Annotated in this window: 4 protein-coding genes; 2 read left to right on the top strand and 2 right to left on the bottom strand. The window is 45.3% G+C overall.

The window, feature by feature from the left end:
- Both RRY12_12985 and RRY12_12980 read right to left on the bottom strand, forming a co-directional pair.
- The coding region (locus RRY12_12985) for a hypothetical protein (protein ID MEG2185588.1) at positions 1–337 on the bottom strand (337 nt) is incomplete at its 3' end.
- The gene (locus RRY12_12980; GenBank protein ID MEG2185587.1) at positions 327–983 is read right to left on the bottom strand and encodes a response regulator transcription factor; all 657 of its coding nucleotides are present in this window, start codon (positions 981–983) and stop codon (positions 327–329) included. The genes RRY12_12980 and RRY12_12985, both read right to left, overlap by 11 nt.
- A gap of 296 nt (positions 984–1,279) precedes the next feature.
- Here RRY12_12980 and RRY12_12975 point away from each other — a divergent pair, with 296 nt between their 5' ends.
- On the top strand, positions 1,280–2,197 hold the full coding sequence (locus RRY12_12975; protein MEG2185586.1) for a TIM barrel protein: 918 nt from the start codon (positions 1,280–1,282) through the stop codon (positions 2,195–2,197).
- A gap of 85 nt (positions 2,198–2,282) precedes the next feature.
- Positions 2,283–2,494 (top strand): sodium-dependent transporter (locus tag RRY12_12970; protein ID MEG2185585.1); only part of this gene is annotated, 212 nt, incomplete at its 3' end.

The following is a 2,494-nucleotide window of genomic DNA, read 5'->3' as shown; positions in this document are numbered from 1 at the left end:
AAAAGCCAGGAGCGACGCGGCTTTCCGCCTCAAAAAAACCTGACTTTATATCATTGCCATATTCAACGCCGAAACCGGTAGTTCCAGTCTCCGCTACTTTTATCATCACGCCGCCCCAGTCTTCGATGTCGTTTTCCCATACTGAACTGTAAAGCTGGCCGATAAGGTTTTCTCTTTTCATGTGATTGATTTTTTCATAGGCGTCATTGACTCTCACATAGACGAGATCTTTGCCATTCCCATCGGCAGTTTCCACTATCCTGCAGATAGCCAGAGGGTCGATGATGCTTTGAAAGATAGCGTCCAGCATTTGTTCCTGAAAATCATTATTTATCAAAATTCATCAGCCCCTCTCGCATGGCGTAACGCGTGAGTTCGTTTAAGTTTTCACAGCCTAGTTTTTGCATTAAATTGCGCCGGTGGACATCGACGGTGTTTCTGCTGATGCACAAAGTTGTGCTGATGTCTTTTGCGCTCTTTCCGTCGGATATAAGGTTGAGGACCTCTTTTTCTCTTGTTGAAAGCACGTCTAATTTTTCCGGAGCGTCGGGAACGCTGAGTCTTTGGATATAATCGCGTATCAGAATTGTGGCGACCTTGGGGCATAAATACATAAGGCCCGATAAGACGATATTTATTGCCATGATCACCTCGTCCGGCTCGGCCTCTTTAAGAGCGTATCCGTCGGCGCCGGCCCTTAGAACTTCAATTATCATGCGCCTGTCAAGGTGCATGGAAAGTATTAAAATTTTGATGTCGGGGAATTCCTGTTTTACGATTCGGGTAAGTTCAATGCCGTTGATCTCTGGCATCGTAATATCGACCACTACCATCTGGGGCACAACTGAACGGATCATTTCCAGGGCTTTTTTCCCTGTGTCGGCACGCCCTGCCACTTCAATGCCCTCTACGCCGGAAAGGATGCCGGCCATTCCCTCTAAAAATAATCTGTGATCGTCAACCAAAATGATTTTCTTTTTCATTTTATTAAGCCATCCTCAAATGAAATAATAATAATTGAAAAAATGACAAAGCACGTTGTAAAGACAAAAATCACTTTATATGGCACAAAAGTTCAGACTAAGCAAGTATAGAGTATCCTTAGTTAATAAACAAGATGGTAATGATATCTGTTAATTTATATTAAAGATTATACCATAAGAAATTAATTTTTTATTGAATATACAAGACGAAAATTATTCTTTATAATTGGCATTGTAAAGACCAAGAGTTAAACGCACAGAATATTATTCATACTAACATGAAGAGAGGGATTTTTATGCGCAAAATGAGACTGGGAATGCATAGCTACACCCTTCACCTGTGGGGACTTGGACAGAACTGGGGTATTCAGGCGGATCCATATCCTAAGGCAATCAACCTTATGCAGCTTATGGATATGGCGGTCGAATGGGGGCTTGACGGCCTTCACATTACCGGCGCCGACCTGGAGACCAAAGACGACGCGCGCCTTGCGGAAGTTGCCGCCGCTGCCAAAGCCCACGGCCTTTATCTTGAATATAACTGCTCTCTTGATGAAGAATTCGATACCCGCCTGAATGAAACTTTTGAAAGCGCCGTCACTGTCGCTTCAAAAATTGGAGCTGAGCTTGTGAAGTTCAGCCTGGATATCCGCAGGGAAGCGCCGCTTTATGGCAGCTGTTTCCAGCCTACCGTTATGAAGCAGCTTGCGGCTATCTACGATCAAATAAAGAAAGCGCTCCCGATAATAGAAAAATATAATATCCCCATCGCCATTGAGAACCACACCGAGACCTATTCAGACGAGATCTTGTGGCTTGTCAACAGCGTCAATCATCCTCTGGTGCAGGTGTGCGTCGATACGGTCAATTCATTCGGCGTGCTTGAAGGTCCTGAGGTGTCGGTGGAAAAATTAGCGCCGCGCGCGATATGCAACCATTTCTGCGACCATCAGCTTTCCAGAGACCAGTACGGCGCCCGTTTCCACGGAGTCGCTATCGGCGACGGAGATATAGATGTGCAGAAGGTCGTAGACCTTATCCGCAGAGTATCTCCCACCGACAAGATCACTTTTGAAATAGAATGGGATATGGAAAACGACACTTTGGAAGAGGCGAAAGCAAAACAGATGGACGCCTGTATTCGCAGCATAAAGTATCTGCGCGACGTATTAAAGGTTGGACGTGAAGAAGAGTTAGTTGACCTGTATCGCTAAATCTTGTTTGTGGTAACTGGGATGGAAGTTTTTGCTTTCATCCCAATTTGATATTTTCGTGAGTTCGGATAAGGGGGCGAAAAATATGAGTGCAAATGAAACTCAGTCATGGGGCTCGAGGTGGGGGTTCATTATCTCAGCCATTGGTATGACGATAGGTACGGGCGCTATGTGGCGTTTCCCGCGAGTTGCCGCAATGTATGGCGGGATGCCGTTTATGATAGCGCTTATCATCGCGCTATTTACATGGAGCATACCTATTCTGATGTTTGAGGCATATCTGGGCAAAACGACCAG

This window comes from Cloacibacillus sp., assembly GCA_036655895.1.
Classification (GTDB): Bacteria; Synergistota; Synergistia; order Synergistales; family Synergistaceae; genus JAVVPF01.
The sequence above is the reverse complement of the archived record's forward strand: the minus strand, read 5'-3'. Positions and strand labels throughout refer to the sequence as shown.